The organism is Streptomyces sp. NPDC005811, assembly GCF_040630405.1.
GTDB lineage: Bacteria > Actinomycetota > Actinomycetes > Streptomycetales > Streptomycetaceae > Streptomyces.
The window spans coordinates 52,287-76,489 of record NZ_JBEXXK010000016.1 but is presented as its reverse complement, the minus strand read 5'-3'; the positions used below and the strand labels follow the sequence as shown (position 1 = coordinate 76,489).

The window sequence follows — 24,203 nt, the reverse complement described above, 5'->3', positions numbered from 1 at the left end:
GGTGTGCAATGGATCTCGTGCCCGCACTCGAAGAACCACTGAAAAAGGTGCTCGGCCCACCGACCGCGAAGGTGATGGCCGAACACCTAGGCCTGCACACCGTCGGCGACCTCCTGCACCACTATCCCCGCAGATACGAGGAGCGCGGCCAGCTCACCCACCTGGCCGACCTCCCCATGGACGAGCACGTCACGGTGGTCGCCATGGTCGCCGACGCCCGGCTGCTCTCCTACGCCTCGGCCAAGGCTCCCCGCGGCAAGGGACAGCGGCTGGAAGTCACCATCACCGACGGCAGTGGCCGAGTCCAGCTGGTCTTCTTCGGCAGCGGCGTCCACAAACCCCACAAGGACCTCCTGCCGGGCACCCGCGCGATGTTCGCCGGCAAGGTCTCCGTATTCAACCGCCGCATCCAACTGATGCATCCGGCGTACGAATTGCTGCGCGCCGACAGCGACGAGACCGTGGAGACCTGGGCGGGCGCCCTGATTCCCCTCTACCCGGCGACGGCCAAACTGGAGTCCTGGAAGATCGGCAAGGCGATTCAGACCGTCCTGCCCAGCGCCCAGGAGGCCGTCGACCCCCTCCCGCCCGCCCTGCGCGAGGGCCGCGGCCTGGTCACCCTCCCCGAGGCCCTCCTCAAGATCCACCGCCCCCACACCAAGGCCGACATCGCCGACGCCCGCGCCCGCCTCAAGTGGGACGAGGCCTTCGTCCTCCAGGTCGCCCTGGCCCGCCGCCGGCACGCCGACGCCCAACTCCCCGCCGTCCCGCGCCGCCCGTCCCCCGACGGCCTCCTCACCGCCTTCGACGACCGCCTCCCCTTCACCCTCACGGAGGGCCAGCGGAAGGTCTCCAGGGAGATCTTCGCCGACCTCGCCACGGCCCACCCGATGCACCGCCTCCTCCAGGGCGAGGTCGGCTCGGGCAAAACCATGGTGGCCCTGCGCGCCATGCTCGCCGTCGTCGACGCCGGGGGACAGGCCGCCATGCTGGCGCCCACCGAGGTGCTCGCCCAGCAGCATCACCGCTCGATCGTGGAGATGATGGGCGAGCTGGCCGAGGGCGGCATGCTGGGCGGTGCCGAGCGGGCCACCAAGGTCGTGCTGCTGACCGGCTCCATGGGCGCCGCCGGCCGCCGCCAGGCCCTGCTCGACCTGGTCACCGGCGAGGCCGGCATCGTCATCGGCACCCACGCGCTCATCGAGGACAAGGTCCAGTTCCACGACCTGGGCCTGGTCGTGGTCGACGAGCAGCACCGCTTCGGCGTCGAGCAGCGCGACGCCCTGCGCGGCAAGGGCAAACAGCCCCCGCACCTCCTCGTCATGACGGCCACCCCCATCCCGCGCACGGTCGCGATGACCGTCTTCGGCGATCTGGAGACCTCCGTCCTCGACCAGCTCCCGGCCGGCCGCTCACCCATCGCCAGCCATGTGGTCCCCGCCGCCGACAAACCCCACTTCCTGGCCCGCGCCTGGGAACGGGTGCGCGAGGAGGTGCAGAACGGCCATCAGGCGTACGTCGTCTGCCCCCGCATCGGTGACGAGGAGGAGGACCCCAAGAAGGCCAGGAAGTCGGCGGAGGACGAGGCCGAGAAACGCCCCCCGCTCGCCGTCCTGGACGTGGCCGACCACCTCTCCAAGGGCCCCCTGCACGGCCTCCGGGTCGAGGTGCTCCACGGCCGGATGCACCCCGACGACAAGGACGCCGTCATGTGCCGCTTCGCCGCCGGGGACACCCATGTCCTGGTCGCCACGACCGTCATCGAGGTCGGCGTCAACGTCCCGAACGCCACCGCCATGGTGATCATGGACGCCGACCGCTTCGGCGTCTCCCAGCTCCACCAGCTCCGAGGCCGCGTCGGCCGGGGCTCCGCCGCCGGACTCTGCCTCCTGGTCACCGAGATGCCCGAGGCCAGCGCCGCCCGCCAGCGGCTGAACGCCGTCGCCTCCACCCTCGACGGCTTCGAACTCTCCCGCCTCGACCTCGAACAGCGCCGCGAGGGCGACGTCCTCGGCCAGGCCCAGTCCGGCGCCCGCACCTCGCTCCGCGTCCTGGCGGTGATCGAGGACGAGGAGGTCATCGCGGAGGCGAGGGAGGAGGCGGTCGCGGTGGTCGCCGCCGATCCCGAACTGACGGGACTCCCGGGCCTGCGCACGGCCCTGGACGCCCTGTTGGACGAGGAGAGAGAGCAGTACCTGGACAAGGGGTGAAGGGCGGTTCCGGTCAGGGGCGCGGGGAACTGCGCGAGCAACCACGACGGACCTGCTGCCAGACTGAATCCGAAACCACCCTCGACCAAGGACCAAAGATGACCCGCGTGATCGCCGGCAAGGCCGGCGGACGCCGCCTCGCCGTCCCGCCGGGGACCGGCACCCGGCCCACCTCGGACCGCGCCCGGGAAGGCCTCCTCTCCACCTGGCAGTCCCTCCTCGGCGGCCCCCTCGACGGCGAACGCGTCCTCGACCTCTACGCCGGATCAGGGGCGGTGGGACTGGAGGCCCTCTCCCGGGGCGCGAGCCACACCCTCCTCGTGGAGGCCGACGCCCGCGCCGCCCGCGTCATCCGCGAGAACGTGCGAAACCTCGCCCTCCCCGGCGCCGAGGTCCGCGCGGGCAAGGCGCACCAAGTGATCCAGACGGCGCCCACGCAGCCGTACGACGTCGTCTTCCTGGACCCGCCCTACGCCGTCACGGACGACGATCTTCGGGAGATTCTCCTCACACTCCGCTCGGGGGGCTGGCTCGCGCCCGAGGCGCTCGTCACCGTGGAGCGCAGCACCAGAGGCGGTGAGTTCGGCTGGCCGGACGGTTTCGAAGCGCTCCGGGCCCGTCGTTACGGCGAGGGAACGTTTTGGTACGGTCGCGCCGCCTCTACGTGCGAAGACGCACGATGACCGGACCGGAGAGCGAGGGATCACAAGTGCGCCGCGCCGTCTGTCCCGGGTCGTTCGACCCGATCACCAACGGACATCTCGACATCATTTCCCGCGCCTCCCGTCTCTATGACGAGGTCTATGTCGCGGTCATGATCAACAAGTCGAAGAAGGGCCTCTTCGAGGTCGACGAGCGACTCGACCTGATCCGTCAGGTCACCGCCGAGTACGGCAACGTACGCGTGGAGGCCTTCCACGGCCTCCTCGTCGACTTCTGCAAGCAGCGCGACATCCCCGCCATCGTCAAGGGCCTGCGCGCGGTCAGCGACTTCGACTACGAACTGCAGATGGCCCAGATGAACAACGGGCTGTCCGGAGTCGAGACGCTCTTCGTACCGACCAACCCCACCTACAGCTTCCTGTCCTCCTCCCTGGTCAAGGAAGTGGCGACCTGGGGCGGCGACGTCTCCCACCTGGTCCCGCCGCTCGTCCTCGAGGCCCTCAACGAACGCCTGCGCAAGGACTGATGGGGCTACAGTCGTCCCGTCCGTCTCCAACACAGCTGTAGAGAGTGGCGAGCACCCGGTGGACGTACAGAAGAAGCTCGACGAGATCGTCACGGCGGTCTCCAGTGCCCGGTCGATGCCCATGTCGGCCTCGTGCGTGGTCAACCGCGCCGAGCTGCTCGCCCTGCTGGAAGAGGTGCGCGCGGCCCTGCCCGACTCGCTCGCCGAGGCCCGCGAGCTGATCGGCGACCGCGACCAGATGGTCGAGCAGGCCCGCCAGGAGGCCGACCGGATCATCTCCACCGCGCACGTCGAGCGCGGCTCGCTGATCTCCGACACCGAGATCGCCCGCCGCTCCCAGGCCGAGGCCGACCGGATCCTCGCCGAGGCCCGCCGGGAGGCCGAGGAGGTCCGCGCGGAGGCCGACGACTACGTCGACTCCAAGCTCGCCAACTTCGAGGTCGTCCTCACCAAGACCATCGGCTCGGTCGGCCGGGGCCGCGAGAAACTCCTGGGCACCGGTCCGGGGCTGGACGAGCAGGGCTACGTGGACCCGGAGGAGGACGACGCCCCCGAGCGCAGCCACGACCCCGAGACCCTGCGCCGGGACGCCGACACCTACGTCGACACCAAGCTGGGCGCCTTCGAGGCCGTCCTCACCAAGACCCTGGAAGCCGTCGGCAAGGGGCGGCAGAAGCTGCACGGGCGGATCGCCAGCGACGACCTCGGCGCCCTCGCCGACGACAACACGACCTTCCAGCACTCCTCCGACGCCGACTACCTCGCCGACCTCGCGGCCCTCGCCGAGCGGGACAACGCGGCCCCGGCCGCCGTCGGACAGGGGACGCCGCAGCCGTCGTACGAGGAACAGCCGGTCGCCTACGCCTACCCGCAGCAGGACCAGTACGGCTACGACCAGACGTACGCCCAGCAGGACCCGTACGGCTACCAGCAGGCGGATCCCTACGCGGTGGCGTCCTACCAGGGCTACGACGCCCAGCAGAGCGGCTACGACCCGCACCAGCAGTCCCACCAGCCCCAGCAGTCCCACCAGCCCCAGCAGGCCCAGCAGCCCCAGCAGGCCCAGCAGGCCCAGCAGGCCCAGCAGTCCTATGCCCTCGACGAGACCAGCCTCTTCGACACGGGCATGATCACGCCGGAGCAGCTGCGCGCCTACGAACAGGGCCGCGGGCTCTAGAACCCCCCGGATTGGGCTGTGGGCGAAAGCTCCAGTATCCTGGCTCTTCGGTCGCGAGTACGTCCGCGATCACCGCTGCCCGCAACACCGAAGGGCGGCGGCCCTCAGAGTTCGAAAGATCGAAAGCAGGAATGGCCCCCAACGCTCGCCTCGACCACCGCAACCCCCTCGTGTTCGACACGCACGAGCTGGGCCGGCGTCCCGGCGCGCTGCAGCGGCTGGCCCGCACGGTCGACGCTCCCAAGGACTTCGGCGTCCAGGGAGTCATCGGAGTGCCGGAAGGCGCCCCGGTGGAACTCGAACTCCGCCTCGAGTCGGTCATGGACGGGGTGCTCGTCACAGGCACCGCCCGTGCACGGGCCGAGGGGGAGTGCGTAAGGTGTCTGGAGCCGCTCGAGCTCGCTCTCGAAGCGGACTTCCAGGAGATGTTCTCGTACCCCGACGCCGACGACCGTGGCCGCGTGAAGGCGGAACCGGTCGACGACGCTGAGGACGACGAGGACACGCTCTTCCTCGAGGACGGCCTGTTCGACCTCGAACCCGTGCTGCGCGATGCGGTGGTGCTCGCACTGCCGATGCAGCCGGTGTGCCAGGACGACTGTCCCGGTCTGTGCTCCGAGTGCGGGGCCCGGCTGGCGGACGACCCGGACCACCATCACGACGCCGTCGACATCCGTTGGGCGGCACTGCAGGGACTCGCCGGTTCACTCGAAGACGGCGAGAAGGACGAGATGAGCGGCGCTGACGCGGAAGCGGGCGTCGACGAGAAGCAGGAGAAGTAGCCGTGGCTGTTCCGAAGCGGAAGATGTCGCGCAGCAACACGCGCCACCGCCGGTCGCAGTGGAAGGCTGCGGTCCCCACCCTGGTTGCGTGCGAGCGCTGCCACGAGCCCAAGCAGCAGCACATCGCGTGCCCGTCTTGCGGCACCTACAACAAGCGCCAGGTCCTCGAGGTCTGAGCGGCTGGTGAGAGGCTCCGTGTCTAGCCCCAAGAAGGCGGAAGACGCCATGGCGGATTCCACCGCCAAGAAAAAGGCGGACAGCACGGCCTCGTCCCACACGCTTCTGGAAGGGCGGCTCGGCTATCAGCTCGAGTCCGCCCTTCTGGTGCGTGCGCTGACCCACCGTTCCTACGCGTACGAGAACGGCGGTCTGCCGACGAACGAGCGGCTGGAGTTCCTCGGGGACTCCGTGCTCGGCCTCGTCGTCACGGACACGCTGTACCGCACCCACCCCGATCTCCCCGAGGGCCAGCTGGCCAAGCTTCGGGCCGCGGTGGTCAACTCGCGTGCGCTGGCGGAGGTCGGCCGTGGCCTCGACCTGGGCTCCTTCATCCGGCTCGGCCGGGGTGAAGAGGGCACGGGCGGCCGGGACAAGGCATCCATCCTCGCCGACACCCTTGAAGCGGTGATCGGTGCGGTCTATCTCGATCAGGGCCTCGACGCGGCCTCCGAACTGGTGCACCGCCTGTTCGACCCGCTCATCGAGAAGTCCTCGAACCTCGGTGCCGGCCTGGACTGGAAGACCAGTCTCCAGGAGCTCACCGCGACCGAAGGGCTCGGCGTGCCCGAGTACCTGGTCACGGAGACCGGTCCCGACCACGAGAAGACCTTCACTGCTGCCGCCCGCGTCGGAGGCGTCTCGTACGGCACCGGCACCGGCCGCAGCAAGAAGGAGGCGGAGCAGCAGGCCGCCGAGTCCGCCTGGCGGTCCATCCGGGCCGCGGCGGACGAGCGCGCCAAGGCGGCGAAGGCGGCCCAGGCCGCGGAAGCCGTCGAGGCCGACTCCGGCGCGGACTCCGAGTCCGCCTCCGCCTGATAGGAACACGACAGTACGGCGCCCGTCCCTCACCATCGAGGGGCGGGCTCCGCACATCCGGGGGATCGCCATGCCCGAGTTGCCCGAGGTCGAGGTCGTCCGGCGCGGTCTGGAGCGCTGGGTCGCCCAGCGCACGGTCGCCGACGCCGAGGTGCTGCACCCGCGAGCCGTACGCCGTCATCTCGCCGGTGCCGACGACTTCACGCACCGGCTCGAAGGCCATCGCATCGGCACTCCCAGCCGTCGCGGCAAGTACCTCTGGCTGCCGCTGGAGGACACCGGCCAGGCGATCCTCGCCCACCTCGGGATGAGCGGCCAGCTCCTGGTCCAGCCCCAGGGTTCACCCGACGAGAAGCACCTGCGCATCCGCGTCCGCTTCGCCGACGCGCTCGCCACCGAGCTCCGCTTCGTCGACCAGCGCACCTTCGGCGGTCTGTCGCTGCACGACACCACCCCCGACGGGCTGCCCGACGTCATCGGGCACATCGCCCGTGACCCCCTCGATCCGCTGTTCGACGACGAGGCCTTCCACCAGGCCCTGCGCCGCAAGCGGACCACGATCAAACGGGCCCTGCTCGACCAGTCGCTGATCAGCGGCGTCGGCAACATCTACGCGGACGAGGCCCTGTGGCGCTCGCGTCTGCACTACGACCGCCCGACGACCGGCTTCACCCGGCCCCGCACCCTGGAACTCCTCGGACACGTCCGGGACGTGATGAACGCGGCCCTCGCCGTCGGCGGCACCAGCTTCGACAGCCTGTACGTCAACGTCAACGGCGAGTCGGGCTACTTCGACCGCTCCCTGGACGCGTACGGCCGCGAGGGGCTGCCCTGCAAGCGGTGCGGCACCCCGATGCGCCGGCGCCCGTGGATGAACCGGTCCAGCTACTTCTGCCCGAGGTGTCAGAAGGTTCCGCGCGTGACGTCGTAGCGCTCCCGGGCCGCCAGGACGTCGTCCATCCGGCCCTCCACACAGTGGATGAGGGCCAGCAGCCGCTCGGCGACCTCGCGGCCGAGCGGGGTCAGTTCGTAGTCCACGCGCGGCGGGTTGGTCGGCTGGGCGTCACGGTGCACCAGTCCGTCGCGCTCCAGCGCGTGCAGGGTCTGGGAGAGCATCTTCTCGCTCACGCCGTCGATCCGGCGGCGCAGCTCGTTGAAGCGCAGCGATCCCTCGTACAGCGCCCCGAGCGTCAGGCCGCCCCAGCGGCCCGTGACGTGCTCCAGAGTGCCGCGCGAGGGGCAGGCCTTGGCGAACACGTTGAACGGGAGGTCCAGGTCCTCCGCGCGCTCCTGGGTGCTGGTCATGACATCAGCGTACGCGACAGCAGCGCTAACCGACAGGTTGCACTAACTAAAAGTTAGTGCTTTCCTTTGGTCACTGTCTCCGAGCTGCCCTTTCGAGGAGTTCCCATGTCGTTCACGCCCAAGCCCGTGGTTTCCGTCGCCTATCACTCCGGTTACGGCCACACGGTCGTCCTCGCCGAGGCGGTCCGCGCCGGTGCCGTCGAGGCGGGTGCCGAGGTGCATCTGATCAAGGTCGACGAGATCACCGAGGAGCAGTGGACCCTGCTCGACGGCTCGGACGCGATCGTGTTCGGCTCGCCCACGTACATGGGTACGGCGTCCGGTGCCTTTCACGCCTTCGCGGAGGCCACCTCCGCGCGCTGGGCCACCCAGGCCTGGAAGGACAAGCTCGCCGCCGGCTTCACCAACTCCGGCTCCAAGAGCGGCGACAAGCTGCACACGCTCCAGTTCTTCCAGATCCTGGCCGCTCAGCTGGGCATGCACTGGGTCAACCTCGGTCTGCTGCCCGGCTGGAACAGCAGCACCTCCTCCGAGCACGACCTCAACCGCCTCGGTGTGTTCCTCGGCGCGGCCGCGCAGACCAACGTCGACGAGGGCGCGGAGGCCGTCCACAAGGCCGATGCGGCCACGGCGGAGCACCTGGGCCGGCGGGTCGCCGAGACCGCGACGGTCTTCCTGGCCGGCCGGGCCCAGGCTGCATGATCGTTTCTGCGTGACGCTGGACGACCGCGGGTCTAGTACCCGAAGTCCTGGGTCCACCAAGGGCCGCCGGAGCCGAAGTGCACCCCGACGCCCAGCGTCTTGAAGTCGCAGTTCAGTATGTTCGCCTTGTGGCCGGGGCTGTTCATCCAGGCCTCCATGACGGCGGCCGCGTCGGCCTGGCCACGGGCTATGTTCTCGCCGCCGAGGCTGGATATGCCGGCCTTCTCGGCCCGGTCCCACGGGGTCAGCCCGTCGGGGTCGGTGTGGTCGAAGAAGCCCCGCGCGGCCATGTCGTCGCTGAACTTCTCGGCCAGCTCCGCCAGCGAGCTGTTCGCGGACACGGCGCTGCAGCCGACCTTGGCCCGCTCCTCGTTGACGAGCGCGAGCACCTCGGCCGCCGCCTGCGCCTCGGCCGAGACCGTCACGGCGGACTCGGACTTCTGGGGCGCCTTGGTGACCGTCTTCGCCTTCGAGGCGGCGGTCTCCGGCTCCTCCGAGGGGGTGACCTCGGGCTTCTTCTCGGCCGTCTTGCTCGGCGAGGCCGAGGCGGAGGACTTCGAGGCGGACGGGGTGGGCGAGGTCGAGGCCGAGGCGGAGCGGCCCGCGTCCCGGCCGGTCGAGGTGCCGGCGCGGCCGCTCTCGGCGGAGCCGGAGGTGCCGCCCTGTTCGGCGTTGGAGTTGCCGGGGGTGTCGGCGGCCTGCACGTTGTCGCCGGGGCCGGTGCCGCCGCCGAGCCGGTAGCTCTCCAGGCCGGGCACCACGCCGGTGGCCACCGCGACGGTGCCGAGGGCGACCGCGGCGGAGACGCCGAGCAGCCCCGCCTTGACCGGGGTGGCCGCCCTCTTCTTGCGGCGGCGGCCCGCCCCGCCCCGTCCGCCGCCGTCCGGCGTGAAGCCACCGGCCGCGAACCCGCCGTCCGTGAATCCGCCGTCCGTGAATCCGCCGTCCGTGAATCCGTCGGCGGTGAAGCCGGTGCCGTACCGCTCCTCCGTCGCGTACAGGTACTCCCTGCTTCTCGCGACGGTGTCGGCGTACGCCTCCGGGTTCAGGTACGGCGCGATGCCGAGCGTGTCGGGGCCGTCCCGATAGGAGTCCCAGGAGTCGGGGCCGTCCGGGTCCGAGCCGTGCGTCTGTGCGACCCCCGTGGCGCGGCTCGTGGCGGCGCGGCCGGCGGCGGAGCGTCGGTGGCGTCCCATGTCCTTGCCTTCCTCGTCCATCGGTCAACCCGTCTCATACGATCTTGGGCGTAACCCATCTCACCCGATCGAGTGAGTTTCATATGAGAATCATTGGGTCGGGACGGTACCGCATGGCGCCCGGGGAGGAAGTGCCCCGAGGGACATTGCCCGGTTAGGTTGCACCCATGAGCGAGGATGTGCGACTGGTCGCCTGGGTACGCGGACACGTCCAGGGTGTGGGTTTCCGCTGGTTCACACGGGCCAAGGCCCTGGAGATCGGCGGGCTGAGTGGCTTTGCTCTCAATGTGGCCGACGGCCGGGTCCAGGTGGTCGCCGAAGGGTCCAAGGAGGGCTGCGAAGGCCTGCTGGACTGGCTGACGGGTGACGACACGCCCGGACGCGTGGACGGTGTCACCGAGATATGGGACACACCGCGCGGCGGCTACGACGGCTTCGCGATCCGCTGACCGCCCCCGCGCCGGGCAGCCGCCGGGAGGGGGAGGGACGTGCCACCGGCATGTGCCCCGGAGGGAAAGGAGCAGGTGGTTGCCAAGAATCGCTTGCACTGGCATGCTCCGCAGGCAAGGATGATCGCCACGTCTCCAGGGCCCCGCGTCCGTCGCAGCGCCGCCGTCCCGGCCGCGCTCCGGAGGGTTGCCCGCCAATACGGGGCGTGATCGTGTTGACCGTCAAACTTTTTGGTGAGACGCTGAAAGCACCCCGCGCACCTAGCTGTTTGGCATGGATGAACGGCAGCACGAACAAGATCTAGCCAAGACCGCGGGTGCGAATCCCTCACGACCCACACCGCTTCGGTCGGTCACTCAGTGTGGAGGACCATCCATCATGGCAAAGGCGCTTCTCGGTTACGTCGGCGGCTCCGACCCGCGACTCCTCGCCGAGATGCGACGGCTCCAGCAGCGCGTCCAGGACCTGGAATCCGAGCTCGGACGAATCCAGGCCGAGAACGACGCGCTCACGGCTGCCGCTTCTCACGACAGGTTCATGGAGAGCATCGACGCACACCAGGCGGAGCCTGCGCTCACCTGATCGCTGCACCGCTCCACGACAGCACCACGCAGTGGTCGGGCGACTCGTCTCAACCGCGTCGGACCGCTAAGTTGTCAGAAGTTGCAAGGGACGCCTCGGCGTCCCTTCTTTCTTTCCCCCGCGCTGTGTGTGCCCGTCCCCGTCCGTCCAGCGCCCCGCCCCCTCGGTCTTCTTAACGTGTGGTGTGCCCTGTGCGTTCATGGGTGAAACCGCGGGGTCGCCGGGCGTTCATGGAGTGAGACACCCCCGGAAGGTAGAGTCCAGCGCCGTGCACCTCAAGGCCCTGACCCTCCGGGGGTTCAAGTCGTTCGCCTCGGCGACCACGCTCCGGTTCGAACCGGGGATCACGTGCGTCGTCGGTCCGAACGGCTCGGGCAAGTCCAATGTCGTGGACGCGCTCACCTGGGTCATGGGCGAGCACAGCGCCAAGTCACTGCGCGGCGGCAAGATGGAGGACGTCATCTTCGCCGGCACCACCGGCCGTCCCCCGCTCGGCCGCGCCGAGGTGTCCCTGACCATCGACAACTCAGACGGGGCCCTGCCCATCGAGTACACCGAGGTCACCATCACGCGGATCATGTTCCGCAACGGCGGCAGCGAGTACCAGATCAACGGCGACACCTGCCGCCTCCTCGACATCCAGGACCTGCTCTCCGACTCCGGCATCGGCCGCGAGATGCACGTCATCGTCGGCCAGGGCCAGCTCGACTCCGTGCTGCACGCCGACCCCATGGGCCGCCGCGCCTTCATCGAGGAGGCGGCCGGAGTCCTCAAGCACCGCAAGCGCAAGGAGAAGGCGCTCCGCAAGCTCGACGCGATGCAGGCCAACCTCGCGCGCGTGCAGGACCTCACCGACGAACTGCGCCGCCAGCTCAAGCCGCTGGGCCGCCAGGCGGCGGTCGCCCGCCGGGCCGCCGTGATCCAGGCCGACCTCCGGGACGCCCGCCTGCGCCTCCTCGCCGACGATCTCGTCCGGATGCGGGACGCGCTCCGGGCGGAGGTGGCCGACGAGGCCGCGCTCAAGGAACGCAAGGAGGCCGCCGAGCAGGAACTGCGCAAGGCCCTCCAGCGCGAGGCGCTCCTGGAGGACGAGGTCCGCCGGCTCTCCCCGCGCCTCCAGCGCGCCCAGCAGACCTGGTACGAGCTCTCCCAGCTCGCCGAACGCGTCCGCGGCACGGTCTCCCTCGCCGACGCCCGCGTGAAGAGCGCCACCTCCGCGCCCCCCGAGGAGCGGCGCGGCCGCGACCCCGAGGACATGGAGCGCGAGGCCGCCCGGGTCCGGGAACAGGAGGCCGAGCTGGAGGCCGCCCTCGAAGCGGCCCAGCACGCCCTCGACGACACCGTCGCCCACCGCGCCGACCTGGAACGCGAACTCGCCGTCGAGGAACGGCGGCTGAAGGACGTCGCCCGCGCCATCGCCGACCGCCGCGAGGGCCTTGCCCGGCTGAACGGCCAGGTCAACGCCGCCCGTTCGCGCGCCGCCTCCGCCCAGGCCGAGATCGACCGGCTGGCGGCGGCGAGGGACGAGGCCCAGGAGCGGGCGTTCGCGGCACAGGAGGAGTACGAGACCCTCCAGGCCGAGGTCGACGGCCTCGACGCGGACGACGCCGACCTCGCCGAGCAGCACGACGCGGCGAAACGCCGCCTCACCGAGGCCGAGGCCGCCCTCACCGCGGCCCGCGAGGCGGCCACCGCGGCGGAACGCGAACGCGCCGCGACGCGAGCCCGCCATGAGGCTCTGGCGCTGGGCCTGAGGCGGAAGGACGGCACGGGAGTACTGCTGGGGGCACGGCTCACCGGAGTCCTGGGCCCAGCGGCGGAGCTGTTGACGGTGACACCGGGCTATGAAGTGGCCCTGGCAGCGGCGTTCGGGGCGGCGGCGGACGCTCTGGCCGTGGCTTCTCCGTCGGCCGCGGCCGACGCGATCCGGTTGCTGCGCAAGCAGGACGGGGGCCGAGCGGCTCTGTTGCTGGCGGGCGACGACGCGCCCCAAAGGGGCGCGGGGCTGTACCCATATGCGGCTTCGCCGCGGGGCGCGACCAGCCACAACGAACCCGCAGACGCCCAACAACGCCACGCAGCCGATTTCGTCCGCGCACCTTCCGACCTGATGCCCGCCGTACGCCGTCTCCTCCACGACATCGTCGTCGTCGGCACCCTGGAGGACGCGGAGGAGCTGGTCTACCGGCACCCCGAACTGACAGCGGTCACCGCCGAAGGCGACCTCCTCGGCGCCCACTTCGCCCACGGCGGTTCCGCCGGCGCCCCGAGCCTGCTGGAGGTGCAGGCCTCCGTGGACGAGGCGGCCGTACAGCTGGAGGAGCTGGCCGTACGGTGCGAGGAGCTCACCCTGGCCCAGCAGACGGCCGGCACCCGGCGCAAGGAGAGCGCCGCGCAGGTCGAGGAGCTGGGGGAGCGGCGCCGGGCCGCCGACCGGGAGAAGTCGGCCGTGGCACAGCAGCTCGGCCGGCTCGCGGGCCAGGCGCGCGGTGCCGCCGGGGAGGCCGAGCGGTCCACGGCCGCCGCCGCCCGTGCGCAGGACGCGCTCGACCGCGCGCTGGAGGAGGCGGAGGAACTCGCCGAACGGCTGGCCGTGGCCGAGGAGATGCCCGTCGAGGAGGAGCCCGACACCTCGGTGCGCGACCGGCTCGCCGCCGACGGCGCGAATGCCCGCCAGACCGAGATGGAGGCGCGGCTCCAGGTCCGTACGCACGAGGAGCGGGTGAAGGGACTGGCCGGCCGGGCCGACTCGCTCGACCGGGCCGCCCGCGCGGAACGCGAGGCACGCGCGCGTGCCGAACAGCGGCGGGCCCGGCTGCGCCACGAGGCCGCCGTCGCCGAGGCCGTCGCCTCGGCCACCCGCCAGCTGCTCGCGCACGTCGAGGTGTCCCTCGGCCGCGCGCAGGCGGAGCGGGCCGCCGCCGAGGCCGCCAAGGCGCGCCGGGAGCAGGAGCTGGCCGCGGCCCGCACCGCCGGGCGCGACCTCAAGGCCGAGCTGGACAAGCTGACCGACTCGGTGCACCGCGGTGAGGTGCTCGGCGCCGAGAAGCGGATGCGGATCGAGCAGCTGGAGACCAAGGCGCTGGAGGAGCTGGGCGTGGAGCCCGAGGGGCTCGTCTCCGAGTACGGGCCCCATCAGCTCGTACCGCCGTCGCCGCCCGCCGAGGGCGAGGTGCTGCCGGAGGACCCGGAGCACCCCCGCAACCAGCCGGTGCCGTTCCGCCGCGCAGAGCAGGAGAAGCGGCTGAAGGCGGCCGAGCGGGCGTACCAGCAGCTCGGCAAGGTCAACCCGCTGGCGCTGGAGGAGTTCGCCGCGCTGGAGGAGCGTCACAAGTTCCTCAGCGAGCAGCTGGAGGACCTGAAGAAGACCCGCGCCGATCTCCTTCAGGTGGTGAAGGAGGTCGACGAGCGGGTCGAGCAGGTCTTCACCGAGGCGTTCCGGGACACGGCCCGGGAGTTCGAGGGCGTCTTCAGCCGGCTCTTCCCGGGCGGGGAGGGACGGCTGATCCTGACCGACCCGGACAACATGCTGACCACGGGCGTGGACGTGGAGGCCCGGCCGCCGGGCAAGAAGGTCAAGCGGCTCAGCCTGCTCTCCGGCGGGGAGCGGTCGCTGACGGCCGTCGCCATGCTGGTGTCGATCTTCAAGGCCCGGCCCAGCCCGTTCTACGTCATGGACGAGGTCGAGGCCGCTCTCGACGACACCAACCTCCAGCGGCTGATCCGCATCATGCAGGAGCTGCAGGAGTCCTCGCAGCTCATCGTGATCACCCACCAGAAGCGCACCATGGAGGTCGCCGACGCGCTGTACGGCGTGTCCATGCAGGGCGACGGGGTGTCGAAGGTGATCAGCCAGCGGCTGCGCTGACCCACCCGGCTACCCCGACTTCGCATCTTCACTCCTTGAACGCTTCCCCCTCATGCCTGCCTGTTTTCTCACATCACTCCGGCTAGTGATTTCAGAACTTGAAGGCATAGGGTCTGCATCATTGTTCTTGCCTTCAGGCAGCGTTGCCGATGGCCTTAGGAGTTGAACGTGACGAGCACAGCGCAGGCACAGAAGTCAGGAGCCGCAACGGCTCCTCCCGATCATCTCGGGCACGTCATCTTCATCGCGGCGGCGGCGGCGATGGGCGGATTCCTCTTCGGTTACGACAGCTCCGTGATCAACGGTGCCGTCGAGGCCATCCGGGACCGCTACGACATCGGTTCCGCCGCCCTCGCCCAGGTCATCGCCATCGCCCTGATCGGCTGTGCCATCGGCGCCGCGACCGCCGGCCGGATCGCCGACCGCATCGGCCGTATCCGGGTCATGCAGATCGCCGCCGCGCTGTTCACCGTGAGTGCCGTCGGTTCGGCGCTGCCGTTCGCGCTGTGGGACTTCGCCCTGTGGCGGGTCGTCGGCGGTTTCGCCATCGGCATGGCCTCCGTCATCGGCCCCGCCTACATCGCCGAGGTGGCTCCGCCCGCCTACCGCGGCCGGCTCGGCTCCTTCCAGCAGGCCGCGATCGTCATCGGCATCGCGGTGTCGCAGCTGGTCAACTGGGGGCTGGTGAACGCGGCCGACGGCGACCAGCGCGGACGGCTGATGGGCCTGGAGGCCTGGCAGGTCATGCTCGGCGTGATGGTCGTCCCGGCCGTCCTCTACGGCATGCTCTCCTTCGCCATCCCGGAGTCCCCGCGCTTCCTGATCTCCGTCGGCAAGCGGGAACGGGCCCGGGAGATCCTCGCCGAGGTCGAGGGCGAGAGCGGCGATCTGGACGCCCGGGTCGCCGAGATCGAGCACGCCATGAACCGCGAGCACCGCTCCACGTTCAAGGACCTGCTCGGCGGCGCTTTCTTCTTCAAGCCGATCGTCTGGATCGGCATCGGCCTCTCCGTCTTCCAGCAGTTCGTCGGCATCAACGTCGCGTTCTACTACTCCTCGACGCTGTGGCAGTCGGTCGGCGTCGACCCGGCGGAGTCGTTCTTCTACTCCTTCACCACGTCGATCATCAACATCGTCGGCACCGTCATCGCGATGATCTTCGTGGACCGCATCGGGCGCCGCCCGCTCGCGATCATCGGCTCGGTCGGCATGGTGGTCGGCCTCGCGCTGGAGGCCTGGGCCTTCTCCTACGACCTCGTCGACGGCAGGCTCCCGGCCGCCCAGGGGTGGACCGCCCTGGTCGCCGCCCATGTCTTCGTCCTCTTCTTCGCCCTGTCCTGGGGTGTGGTCGTCTGGGTCATGCTCGGCGAGATGTTCCCCAACAAGATCCGCGCCGCCGCGCTGGGCGTGGCCGCCTCCGCGCAGTGGATCGCGAACTGGGCCATCACCGCGAGCTTCCCGTCCCTCGCCGACTGGAACCTCTCCCTGACCTACGTCGTCTACGCGGCCTTCGCCGCCCTCTCGATCCCCTTCGTCCTCAGGTACGTCAAGGAGACGAAGGGCAAGGCCCTGGAGGAGATGGGCTGACCACCCTCCCCACAAGCCCGGGGAGAAGGGCTCAAACCCCGCCGCCCCTCTCCCCGCCCCACCCGCCGCCCCCGCTCCGGCCACCCCGGCGCGGGGGCGGCGGCGTAGGGTCCGGCACGGGCCACAGGGCTCGACCGGCTTGCCGCCCGACGCGGCTCAGCGCGGCTCGACGGCTTGCCGTCCGGCGCGGCTCGACGGGGCTCGACCGGCTTGCCGTCCGGCGCGGCTCGACGGCCTGGCCGCCCGGCGCAGGGCGCCGCGCCCCGCGGCAGGGCGCCGTCTCTTGCTGGTCACTGTGGTCCGGCGGTCGGCCCCTCTGGCGCGGGTGATCGCGGTCCGGTGGTAGGCCGTCAGGCGCGGGGCGGTCGCGGCTCGGCGGTCGCCCGTCAGGGGCGGGGCGCTGCGTCCGGCCCCGGTGTGCGTGACCTCGGCCCGGCGGTCTGTCCGGAGCGGACACTTCTGCCCGGCGGTCAGCGCAGCCCGACAGTCGCCGTCAGGTGTGGGTGCCGCGGCTCGGCGGTCGGCCGTCGTTTGCGGGTCGCTGCGGTCCGGCGGGCGGATCGCTGGCGCAGGTGATCGCGGTCCGGCGGTCGGCCGTCAGGGGGCGGGTCGCTGCGTCCGGTGGTCGGTCCTCCGGTGCAGGGGATCGCGGTCCGGTGGTCGGCCGTCAGGGGCGGGGTGCAGCGGCCCGAAAGCGTGCCGTCCGGTGCTGGTCACTGTGGTCCGGCGGTCGGCCCCTCTGGCGCGGGTGATCGCGGTCCGGTGGTCGGCCGTCCGGCGCGGGGCGGTCGCGGCTCGGCGGTCGCCCGTCAGGGGCGGGGCGCTGCGTCCGGTCCTCCGGTGTGCGTGACCTCGGCCCGGCGGTCTGTCCGGAGCGGACACTTCTGCCCGGCGGTCGGCGCAGCCCGACCGTCGCCGTCAGGTGTGGGTGCCGCGGCTCGACGGTCGGCGGTCGGATCGCCGGCGTGGGTGATCGCGATCCGGCCGTCGGCCGTCAGGGGCGGGTGCCGCGGCCCGGCAGTCGGCGGGCCTTGCGGGGCATCGCGGTCCGGTGGCCGGCCCTCGGCACAGGTGACCGCAGCCCCGTGGTCTGTTCGGCGTGGGGTGACGCGGGCGGGTCAGTCGGCCAGTGCCGGAAGTACCCGTTCCGTGAACAGGCGTAGGCTTCGCCAGCCCTCCTCCAGGGGCATTCCGCCTGCCAGTGGGTGCAGGACGAGGTTGTCGAGGTCCTGGGCCACGCACTCGTCCGGGGTGAGGATCCGGTAGACGCCCTCCGCGCGCAGCTCCTCGACCGTCGCCGCCCCCGAACGCACCGCCGAGCGGATCTCGCCGGACTGCCAGGAGGCGTAGGTCCGGGCCTCGTGGAGGAAGTGGCCGCCGTACTCGGCCCAGGCCCGGTCCGGGTCCTCCGCGATGTGGAGCAGGGGTGTCTCGGCGCCGGGCATCATCGTCCAGCCCTGCGTCCCGTACTCCACGAGCCGCTCCTTGTAGTACGTCTCCAGCTCCGGCAGGTGCGCGCTCGGGAAGAACGGCAGCCCGAGCCGGGCGGCCCGGCGGGCGGCGGCCTTCGAGGAACCGCCGACCAGCAGCAGGGGGTGCGGATCGGACGCCGGGCGCGGGGTGACCCGTACCGTACGGCCCCGGTACTCGAACTCCTCGCCGGTCCACGCCTTCAGCACGGTCTCCAGCAGCTCGTCCTGGAGCCGCCCGCGCCGCGTCCAGTCGACGCCCGCGCGGTCGTACTCCTCGCGCCGGTAGCCGATCCCGGCGACCGTGAGCAGCCGGCCGCCGCTGAGCAGGTCCAGGACCGCGATGTCCTCGGCCAGCCGCAGCGGGTCGTGCAGCGGGCCGATCACCGCCGACACCGTGACCGCCAGCCGCCGGGTCGCCCCCAGCACCGCCCCCGCGAAGACGAACGGCGACGGCAGCCAGTTGTTCTCGACGCCGTGGTGCTCCTCCGTCTGCACGGTGGTCACCCCGTGCTCGTCGGCGTACGCGGCCATCTCCAGCGCGGCCCGGTACCGGGCGCCCAGCTCGGCGGGGGAGGCGCCGGGCGCGACGAGGTTGAAACGGACGACGGTGACGGGCATGACGGGCCCCCTTCGGCGGATGTGGAGGGACCGTAGCTGACGGTGCGTCAGGTGGCCAGAGGTGCGAGACACCCGCCCCGGGGAGCCGGGCCGTCGCCGGGGGCGGGATGGATACTGGACGGGTTATGGAAACCGTCATCCTTGCTGTAGTCATCGCCGTGGTCGTGCTCGCGGTGCTCGGCGGGCTCGTCGTCGGCAGCCGGCGCAAGAAGCCGCTGCCCCCGCCGCCCCCCGCCGCGCCCGACATCACCGCGCCTCCGGCCGAGCCGCACGTCGGCGACGAGGCCGAGACGCCGCGCGAAGAACCGCGCCGCACGATCGAGGAGGTGGATCTTCCCGACGGCGGCCCGACCGGAGTCGCCGTCGAGGAACCGCCCGCCGTCGAGGCCCCGGAGATCGAGATCCCGGAGCCCACCGCGGGGCGTCTCGTACGCCTGCGCGCCCGTCTCTCCCGCTCCCAGAACGCCCTGGGCAAGGGGCTGCTCACGCTGCTCTCGCGCGAGCACCTCGACGACGACACCTGGGAGGAGATCGAGGACACCCTGCTCACCGCCGACGTCGGCGTCCTGCCCACCCAGGAGCTGGTGGACCGGCTGCGCGAGCGGGTGAAGGTGCTCGGCACCCGCACCCCCGACGAGCTGCGCGGCCTGCTGCGCGAGGAGCTGCTCAAGCTGGTCGGCACCGACGTCGACCGCACAGTGCGCACCGAGCCCGAGGACCGCAAGCCCGGCATCGTGATGGTCGTCGGCGTCAACGGCACCGGCAAGACCACCACCACCGGCAAGCTCGCCCGGGTGCTGGTCGCCGACGGCCGTACGGTCGTCCTCGGCGCCGCCGACACCTTCCGCGCCGCCGCCGCCGACCAGCTCCAGACCTGGGGCGAGCGGGTCGGCGCGCACACCGTGCGCGGGCCCGAGGCCGGCGACCCCGCCTCCGTCGCCTTCGACGCGGTGAAGGAGGGCAAGGAGATGGGGGTGGATGTCGTCCTCATCGACACGGCGGGCCGGCTGCACACCAAGACCGGGCTCATGGACGAGCTGGGCAAGGTCAAGCGGGTCGTCGAGAAGCACGCCCCGCTGGACGAGGTGCTGCTCGTCCTCGACGCCACCACCGGGCAGAACGGTCTGGTCCAGGCCCGGGTGTTCGCCGAGGTCGTCGACATCACCGGCATCGTGCTGACCAAGCTCGACGGCACCGCCAAGGGCGGCATCGTCGTCGCCGTCCAGCGCGAGCTGGGCGTCCCGGTCAAGCTCATCGGCCTCGGCGAGGGCGCGGACGACCTGGCGCCGTTCGAGCCGGAGGCGTTCGTTGACGCCCTCATCGGAGAATGACCCGCTCTTAACACCAGCGAGAAGCGCCCGCCCCCAGGTGCAGTGGGAGCGGGCGCTTCGCTGTGTACGGCCGTCTCGTACGGCTATGCGCGGGAGCGGTGTGCCACGTACGCCAGGGTGCCCAGCAGCAGCCGGGCCTCCGGGGGACGGGTGGCGGAGTCCAGGGCCGGGGGGCGCAGCCAGTGGACCGGGCCGAGGCCGCCGCGGTCGGAGGGCGGGGCCGTGACGTACGTACCGGGGCCGAGGCCGCGCAGGTCGAGGGCGGCCGGGTCGTCCCAGCCCATGCGGTAGAGGAGGCCGGTCAGTCCGGCGGCGGCGCCGGGGGCGACGAAGAACTGCGTGCGGCCCTCGGGGGTGGCGGTGACCGGACCGAGCGGCAGGCCCATGCGCTCCAGCCGGACCAGGGCGCGGCGCCCGGCGGGCCCGGCGACCTCGATCACGTCGAAGGCGCGCCCGACCGGCAGCATCACCGCGGCGCCCGGGAACTCCGCCCAGGCCCGTGTCACGTCGTCGAGGGTGGCGCCGGCCGGGACCGGGGCGGCGAACTCCAGGGGGTGGGCGCCGGGTGCGCGGCAGCCGGGGCGGCCGCAGGAGCAGACGCCGGCCGCGGCCCGGGCGCCCGGTACGACGTCCCAGCCCCACAGCCCTGTGAACTCGGCGACGGCGGTGCACTCGGACGAGCGACCGCGCCTGCGCGTGCCGGAGCGGATCTCGCGGATGCCGCCGATCGTGAAGCCCATGCCCCCTCCAACGGGTGTGCGGCGCCGGTGGTTACGTAACGGTCGCATGTCGTGACTCTGCGTGCTTTCGCTGCCCGTGGGCCGCCCGTCGCAGACGGCTTCCGGAAGCACGCCGGGTGGTGTGGTCGGCGACGCGCGCCCCTGAGTGCTTCCCTCCGCTCACCCCCACCCGTCCTGTGTCAAGTGAATCGCCTACGGGCCATCGGTAGTTCATTCGAAGGGGTGGCGAATGGTGGCGTTTCCGGGATCCTCGTGGCTGGGTCCGTGATCGTAGGATTACTTTGAGTGTGCGGGTCCTGGAGGCACATGCGTTTGCGGGTATGCCGGAGGCAAGTCGACTTTCCGTTCGAAGGGTGACAACTACCGGACGAGGGGCCGTATTTACCGGCATTCTGATAAGGCTTGGCGCACTCAGTGACAAGTGGTCTCAGGGATGGGGGCGTTCCAGTGAGCGGCAACGACGGAAGCGGGAGTAACGCTTCGCATGCGGACAAGCGCCCGAACGAGCTGCTCACCTCCTGGTTCGTGCGCAGCGGCTGGTCGAAGGGCGAACTGGCCCGGCAAGTCAACCGTCGTGCACGCCAGTTGGGCGCCAACCACATCTCCACGGACACCTCCCGCGTGCGCCGCTGGCTGGACGGCGAGAACCCCCGCGAGCCGATCCCCAGGATCCTCTCCGAGCTGTTCTCCGAGCGGTTCGGCTGTGTCGTCTCGATCGAGGACCTCGGTCTGCGCGCCACCCGCCAGGCACCCTCCGCGACCGGAGTCGACCTGCCCTGGACGGGACCGCAGGCGGTGGCCCTGCTCAGCGAGTTCTCGCGCAGCGACCTGATGCTGGCGCGGCGCGGCTTCCTCGGCACCTCGCTGGCGCTGTCCGCGGGCCCGTCCCTGATCGAGCCGATGCAGCGCTGGCTCGTCCCCACCCCGCCCGCCCCGCTCACGGAACCGGAGGCCGTGCCCACCAGCCGGGCCCGCGGCCGGCTCTCCAGGCCCGAGCTGGACCTGCTGGAGTCCACCACGGTGATGTTCCGCCAGTGGGACGCCCAGTGCGGCGGCGGACTGCGCCGCAAGGCCGTCGTCGGCCAGCTGCACGAGGTGACCGACCTCCTCCAGGAACCCCAGCCCGAGGCGACCTCCCGCAAGCTGTTCAAGGTCGCCGCCGAGCTGGCCGAACTCGCCGGCTGGATGAGCTACGACGTCGGGCTCCAGCCGACCGCCCAGAAGTACTTCGTGCTCGCCCTGCACGCCGCCAAGGAGGCCGGCGACCGGCCGCTCGGCTCGTACGTCCTGTCCAGCATGAGCCGCCAGATGATCCACCTGGGACGGCCCGAGGACGCGCTGGAGCTGATCCACCTCGCGCAGTACGGCAGCCGGGACTGCGCGAGCCCGCGCACCCAGTCCATGCTGTATGCGATGGAGGCCCGCGCCTACGCCAACATGGGCCAGCCGGGCCGGTGCAAACGGGCCGTGCGGATGGCCGAGGACACCTTCGCCGACGCCGACGACTGGGACGAGCCGGACCCCGACTGGATCCGCTTCTTCTCCGAGGCCGAGCTGTACGGCGAGAACAGCCACTCCTTCCGCGACCTCGCCTATGTCGCCGGCCGCAGCCCCGCCTACGCCTCCCTCGCCGAACCCCTGATGCAGAAGGCCGTACGCCTGTTCGCGGACGACGCCGACCACAAGCGGTCGTACGTGCTGAACCTCATCGGCATGGCCACCGTGCACCTGCTGCGCCAGGAGCCCGAGCAGAGCGCCACCCTGGCCGCCCAGGCCATGCAGGAGGCCAAGAAGGTCCGCTCCGAGCGGGTCAACACTCGTATTCGAAAGACCGTCGACAGCGCCGTCCGCGAGTTCGGCGACCTGACCGAGGTCGTGGACCTCACCGAGCGGCTCGCCATGGAGCTGCCGGAGACGGCCGAGGCCGTCTGACCCCCCGATCCACCCCTGATCCACCCCCCGAACCACTCGGCGAAACCCATGAACCCCGGCCGCGGCCGGCCTTCCCGAAGTGCCCGACTCGGCTCCCCCATGCCAGGTCATCGGAAGGCCGTCCGCGGCCGGTTTCCCTCCCCGAGGGAAGGTTGCGCCACGATAACGATCCGCTCGGCGAACATCAGCCAGTTCATCGACGCGTAACGCACCAGGCGCCTTCGTCACGGCGGCGAAACAACGAGGGGCTTCGACCGAAACCGCGCTGCGTCAATCTCATGGCGCATAACCGGCCCACCCCTCTTTTCCGCTCTGGCTTCCCGCACGGGGCCGTACTACCGACGAGGAGACGCCGATGGCACCAGCCATCACGCTTGCCGCAGACAAGCTGTCTGTGGCCAACACAGGTTTCATGCTCATCTGTTCCGCCCTGGTGCTGATCATGACCCCGGGCCTCGCCTTCTTCTACGGAGGCATGGTCCGCGTCAAGAGCACCCTCAACATGCTGATGATGAGCTTCATCAGCATGGGCATCGTCACGATCCTGTGGGTGCTGTACGGCTTCTCCATGGCGTTCGGTACGGACCACGGCTCGCTGATCGGCTGGGAGTCCGACTTCGTCGGATGGGCCGGCATCGACAAGGCGGACATCTGGTCCGGGTACACGATCCCGGTCTTCGCCTTCGCCGTCTTCCAGATGATGTTCGCGATCATCACCCCCGCCCTGATCAGCGGCGCCATCGCCGACCGCGTGAAGTTCTCCGCCTGGTCGATCTTCGTCGTCCTGTGGGCCACGGTCGTGTACTTCCCGGTCGCCCACTGGGTCTGGGGCACCGGCGGCTGGGCCTTCGACCTCGGCGTGATCGACTTCGCCGGTGGTACCGCGGTCCACATCAACGCGGGTGCCGCGGCGCTCGGCGTGATCCTGGTCATCGGCAAGCGCGTCGGCTTCAAGAAGGACCCGATGCGCCCGCACAGCCTCCCGCTGGTCATGCTCGGCGCCGGTCTGCTGTGGTTCGGCTGGTTCGGCTTCAACGCCGGCTCGTGGCTCGGCAACGACGACGGCGTCGGCTCCCTGATGTTCGTCAACACCCAGATCGCCACCGCCGCCGCCATGCTCGCCTGGCTCGTCTACGAGAAGATCCGCCACGGCGCGTTCACCACGCTGGGCGCCGCCTCCGGTGCGGTCGCCGGTCTGGTCGCCATCACCCCGTCCGGCGGCGCGGTCACCCCGATCGGCGCCATCGCGGTCGGCGCCGTCGCCGGTGTCCTGTGCGCCATGGCCGTCGGCCTGAAGTACAAGTTCGGCTACGACGACTCGCTCGACGTCGTCGGCGTCCACATGGTCGGCGGTGTCATCGGCTCCCTGCTGATCGGCTTCTTCGCCAGCGGCAAGGGCCAGTCCGACGTCAAGGGCCTCTTCTACGGCGGCGGCCTGGACCAGTTCTGGAAGCAGTGCGCCGGTGTCTTCGCCGTCCTCGCCTACTCCCTGATCGCCTCCGCGGTGCTCGCCTTCCTCCTCGACAAGACCATCGGCATGCGGGTCGACGAGGACGAGGAGATCTCCGGCATCGACCAGGCCGAGCACGCCGAGACCGCCTACGACTTCAGCGGTGCCGGTGGCGGTGCCGCCCGGGCCGCCGCGCCGACCGCCGTCGGTTCCGCGAGCAGCAAGAAGGTGGACGCATGAAGCTCATCACCGCCGTCGTCAAGCCCCACCGGCTCGACGAGATCAAGGAAGCCCTCCAGGCCTTCGGCGTGCACGGCCTGACGGTCACCGAGGCGAGCGGTTACGGTCGTCAGCGGGGACACACCGAGGTCTACCGCGGCGCCGAGTACACGGTCGACCTGGTCCCCAAGATCCGTATCGAGGTGCTGGCCGAGGACGACGACGCCGAGCAGCTGATCGACGTCATCGTCAAGGCGGCCCGCACCGGCAAGATCGGTGACGGCAAGGTCTGGTCCCTCCCGGTCGAGACGGCCGTCAGGGTCCGCACCGGCGAGCGCGGCCCGGACGCGCTCTGACC

Annotated in this window: 21 protein-coding genes; 17 read left to right on the top strand and 4 right to left on the bottom strand. The window is 71.0% G+C overall.

Going from position 1 to position 24,203, the window contains the following annotated elements:
• The first annotated feature begins 8 nt into the window (after nt 1–8).
• The 8 genes from recG (at nt 9) to mutM (ending at nt 7,324) form a co-directional block, all read left to right on the top strand.
• Nucleotides 9–2,210 carry an ATP-dependent DNA helicase RecG gene (gene recG / locus ABZ490_RS18945; RefSeq protein WP_358991133.1) on the top strand — a complete coding sequence of 734 codons (2,202 nt, stop codon included), beginning with the start codon at nt 9–11 and terminating at the stop codon, nt 2,208–2,210.
• Nucleotides 2,211–2,308: 98 nt separating this feature from the next.
• Nucleotides 2,309–2,893 carry a 16S rRNA (guanine(966)-N(2))-methyltransferase RsmD gene (gene rsmD / locus ABZ490_RS18940; RefSeq protein WP_358991130.1) on the top strand — a complete coding sequence of 195 codons (585 nt, stop codon included), beginning with the start codon at nt 2,309–2,311 and terminating at the stop codon, nt 2,891–2,893.
• Between the two features lie 26 nt (nt 2,894–2,919).
• Nucleotides 2,920–3,399, top strand: a complete 480-nt coding sequence (gene coaD / locus ABZ490_RS18935; RefSeq protein ID WP_055632099.1) for a pantetheine-phosphate adenylyltransferase — start codon at nt 2,920–2,922, stop codon at nt 3,397–3,399.
• A 58-nt stretch (nt 3,400–3,457) separates the two neighbouring features.
• Nucleotides 3,458–4,576: a cell division initiation protein gene (locus ABZ490_RS18930; RefSeq protein WP_358991127.1), complete on the top strand. Its 1,119-nt coding sequence runs from the start codon at nt 3,458–3,460 to the stop codon at nt 4,574–4,576.
• A 131-nt stretch (nt 4,577–4,707) separates the two neighbouring features.
• Nucleotides 4,708–5,358 (top strand): YceD family protein, encoded by a 651-nt coding sequence (locus ABZ490_RS18925; RefSeq protein WP_358991124.1) that lies wholly within the window; start codon nt 4,708–4,710, stop codon nt 5,356–5,358.
• Nucleotides 5,359–5,360: 2 nt separating this feature from the next.
• A complete protein-coding gene (gene rpmF, locus ABZ490_RS18920) occupies nt 5,361–5,534 on the top strand; it encodes a 50S ribosomal protein L32 (protein WP_003951102.1) in 174 nt (57 codons plus the stop codon).
• A gap of 7 nt (nt 5,535–5,541) precedes the next feature.
• Nucleotides 5,542–6,393: a ribonuclease III gene (gene rnc / locus ABZ490_RS18915; RefSeq protein ID WP_358991121.1), complete on the top strand. Its 852-nt coding sequence runs from the start codon at nt 5,542–5,544 to the stop codon at nt 6,391–6,393.
• A gap of 70 nt (nt 6,394–6,463) precedes the next feature.
• Nucleotides 6,464–7,324, top strand: coding sequence for a bifunctional DNA-formamidopyrimidine glycosylase/DNA-(apurinic or apyrimidinic site) lyase (gene mutM / locus ABZ490_RS18910; protein WP_358991118.1), 861 nt, complete (start codon nt 6,464–6,466; stop codon nt 7,322–7,324).
• On the opposite strand, the gene ABZ490_RS18905 is transcribed toward mutM, so the two are convergent.
• Nucleotides 7,297–7,698 carry a helix-turn-helix domain-containing protein gene (locus tag ABZ490_RS18905; RefSeq protein ID WP_358991115.1) on the bottom strand — a complete coding sequence of 134 codons (402 nt, stop codon included), beginning with the start codon at nt 7,696–7,698 and terminating at the stop codon, nt 7,297–7,299. The genes mutM and ABZ490_RS18905 overlap by 28 nt on opposite strands.
• Before the next feature lie 105 nt (nt 7,699–7,803).
• On the opposite strand from ABZ490_RS18905, the gene ABZ490_RS18900 reads away from it, so the two are divergent.
• Nucleotides 7,804–8,400, top strand: coding sequence for a flavodoxin family protein (locus ABZ490_RS18900; protein ID WP_358991112.1), 597 nt, complete (start codon nt 7,804–7,806; stop codon nt 8,398–8,400).
• Between the two features lie 32 nt (nt 8,401–8,432).
• Here the strand turns inward: ABZ490_RS18900 and ABZ490_RS18895 are convergent, their stop codons facing one another.
• Nucleotides 8,433–9,596 (bottom strand): CAP domain-containing protein, encoded by a 1,164-nt coding sequence (locus tag ABZ490_RS18895; protein ID WP_358991109.1) that lies wholly within the window; start codon nt 9,594–9,596, stop codon nt 8,433–8,435.
• A gap of 167 nt (nt 9,597–9,763) precedes the next feature.
• Between ABZ490_RS18895 and ABZ490_RS18890 the strand changes: the two genes are divergently transcribed.
• The 4 genes from ABZ490_RS18890 (at nt 9,764) to ABZ490_RS18875 (ending at nt 16,083) form a co-directional block, all read left to right on the top strand.
• Nucleotides 9,764–10,045, top strand: a complete 282-nt coding sequence (locus ABZ490_RS18890; RefSeq protein WP_358991106.1) for an acylphosphatase — start codon at nt 9,764–9,766, stop codon at nt 10,043–10,045.
• Between the two features lie 379 nt (nt 10,046–10,424).
• Complete coding sequence (locus ABZ490_RS18885) at nt 10,425–10,628, top strand: hypothetical protein (RefSeq protein WP_030793895.1); 204 nt, start codon at nt 10,425–10,427, stop codon at nt 10,626–10,628.
• Between the two features lie 268 nt (nt 10,629–10,896).
• Nucleotides 10,897–14,496 (top strand): chromosome segregation protein SMC, encoded by a 3,600-nt coding sequence (smc, locus tag ABZ490_RS18880; protein ID WP_358991102.1) that lies wholly within the window; start codon nt 10,897–10,899, stop codon nt 14,494–14,496.
• Between the two features lie 168 nt (nt 14,497–14,664).
• A complete protein-coding gene (locus ABZ490_RS18875; protein WP_358991099.1) occupies nt 14,665–16,083 on the top strand; it encodes a sugar porter family MFS transporter in 1,419 nt (472 codons plus the stop codon).
• A gap of 1,118 nt (nt 16,084–17,201) precedes the next feature.
• Here ABZ490_RS18875 and ABZ490_RS18870 read toward each other — a convergent pair.
• Complete coding sequence (locus tag ABZ490_RS18870) at nt 17,202–18,173, bottom strand: LLM class flavin-dependent oxidoreductase (RefSeq protein ID WP_358991096.1); 972 nt, start codon at nt 18,171–18,173, stop codon at nt 17,202–17,204.
• Nucleotides 18,174–18,298: 125 nt separating this feature from the next.
• Here ABZ490_RS18870 and ftsY point away from each other — a divergent pair, with 125 nt between their 5' ends.
• On the top strand, nt 18,299–19,504 hold the full coding sequence (ftsY, locus tag ABZ490_RS18865; protein WP_358991093.1) for a signal recognition particle-docking protein FtsY: 1,206 nt from the start codon (nt 18,299–18,301) through the stop codon (nt 19,502–19,504).
• A gap of 83 nt (nt 19,505–19,587) precedes the next feature.
• Here the strand turns inward: ftsY and ABZ490_RS18860 are convergent, their stop codons facing one another.
• A complete protein-coding gene (locus tag ABZ490_RS18860) occupies nt 19,588–20,244 on the bottom strand; it encodes a bifunctional DNA primase/polymerase (RefSeq protein ID WP_358991089.1) in 657 nt (218 codons plus the stop codon).
• Between the two features lie 447 nt (nt 20,245–20,691).
• Here ABZ490_RS18860 and ABZ490_RS18855 point away from each other — a divergent pair, with 447 nt between their 5' ends.
• The 3 genes from ABZ490_RS18855 (at nt 20,692) to ABZ490_RS18845 (ending at nt 24,201) form a co-directional block, all read left to right on the top strand.
• On the top strand, nt 20,692–22,176 hold the full coding sequence (locus ABZ490_RS18855; RefSeq protein ID WP_358991086.1) for a hypothetical protein: 1,485 nt from the start codon (nt 20,692–20,694) through the stop codon (nt 22,174–22,176).
• Nucleotides 22,177–22,531: 355 nt separating this feature from the next.
• Nucleotides 22,532–23,866, top strand: coding sequence for an ammonium transporter (locus ABZ490_RS18850; protein WP_358991083.1), 1,335 nt, complete (start codon nt 22,532–22,534; stop codon nt 23,864–23,866).
• Entirely contained in the window at nt 23,863–24,201 is a 339-nt protein-coding gene (locus tag ABZ490_RS18845) for a P-II family nitrogen regulator (RefSeq protein ID WP_003997576.1), read from the top strand. Before ABZ490_RS18850 ends, ABZ490_RS18845 begins: the two co-directional genes overlap by 4 nt.
• Nucleotides 24,202–24,203 lie beyond the last annotated feature (2 nt).

What these genes read in the sequence shown, in the direction of transcription:
- ABZ490_RS18850 (WP_358991083.1), top strand. Translation starts at nt 22,532, where the DNA reads ATGGCACCAGCCATCACGCTTGCCGCAGACAAGCTGTCTGTGGCCAAC.
- ABZ490_RS18890 (WP_358991106.1), top strand. Translation starts at nt 9,764, where the DNA reads ATGAGCGAGGATGTGCGACTGGTCGCCTGGGTACGCGGACACGTCCAG.
- ABZ490_RS18870 (WP_358991096.1), bottom strand. Translation starts at nt 18,173, where the DNA reads ATGCCCGTCACCGTCGTCCGTTTCAACCTCGTCGCGCCCGGCGCCTCC.
- ABZ490_RS18900 (WP_358991112.1), top strand. Translation starts at nt 7,804, where the DNA reads ATGTCGTTCACGCCCAAGCCCGTGGTTTCCGTCGCCTATCACTCCGGT.
- ABZ490_RS18845 (WP_003997576.1), top strand. Translation starts at nt 23,863, where the DNA reads ATGAAGCTCATCACCGCCGTCGTCAAGCCCCACCGGCTCGACGAGATC.
- recG (WP_358991133.1), top strand. Translation starts at nt 9, where the DNA reads ATGGATCTCGTGCCCGCACTCGAAGAACCACTGAAAAAGGTGCTCGGC.
- ABZ490_RS18905 (WP_358991115.1), bottom strand. Translation starts at nt 7,698, where the DNA reads ATGACCAGCACCCAGGAGCGCGCGGAGGACCTGGACCTCCCGTTCAAC.
- ABZ490_RS18925 (WP_358991124.1), top strand. Translation starts at nt 4,708, where the DNA reads ATGGCCCCCAACGCTCGCCTCGACCACCGCAACCCCCTCGTGTTCGAC.
- ABZ490_RS18860 (WP_358991089.1), bottom strand. Translation starts at nt 20,244, where the DNA reads ATGGGCTTCACGATCGGCGGCATCCGCGAGATCCGCTCCGGCACGCGC.
- ABZ490_RS18895 (WP_358991109.1), bottom strand. Translation starts at nt 9,596, where the DNA reads ATGGGACGCCACCGACGCTCCGCCGCCGGCCGCGCCGCCACGAGCCGC.
- mutM (WP_358991118.1), top strand. Translation starts at nt 6,464, where the DNA reads ATGCCCGAGTTGCCCGAGGTCGAGGTCGTCCGGCGCGGTCTGGAGCGC.
- ABZ490_RS18885 (WP_030793895.1), top strand. Translation starts at nt 10,425, where the DNA reads ATGGCAAAGGCGCTTCTCGGTTACGTCGGCGGCTCCGACCCGCGACTC.
- ftsY (WP_358991093.1), top strand. Translation starts at nt 18,299, where the DNA reads ATGGAAACCGTCATCCTTGCTGTAGTCATCGCCGTGGTCGTGCTCGCG.
- rsmD (WP_358991130.1), top strand. Translation starts at nt 2,309, where the DNA reads ATGACCCGCGTGATCGCCGGCAAGGCCGGCGGACGCCGCCTCGCCGTC.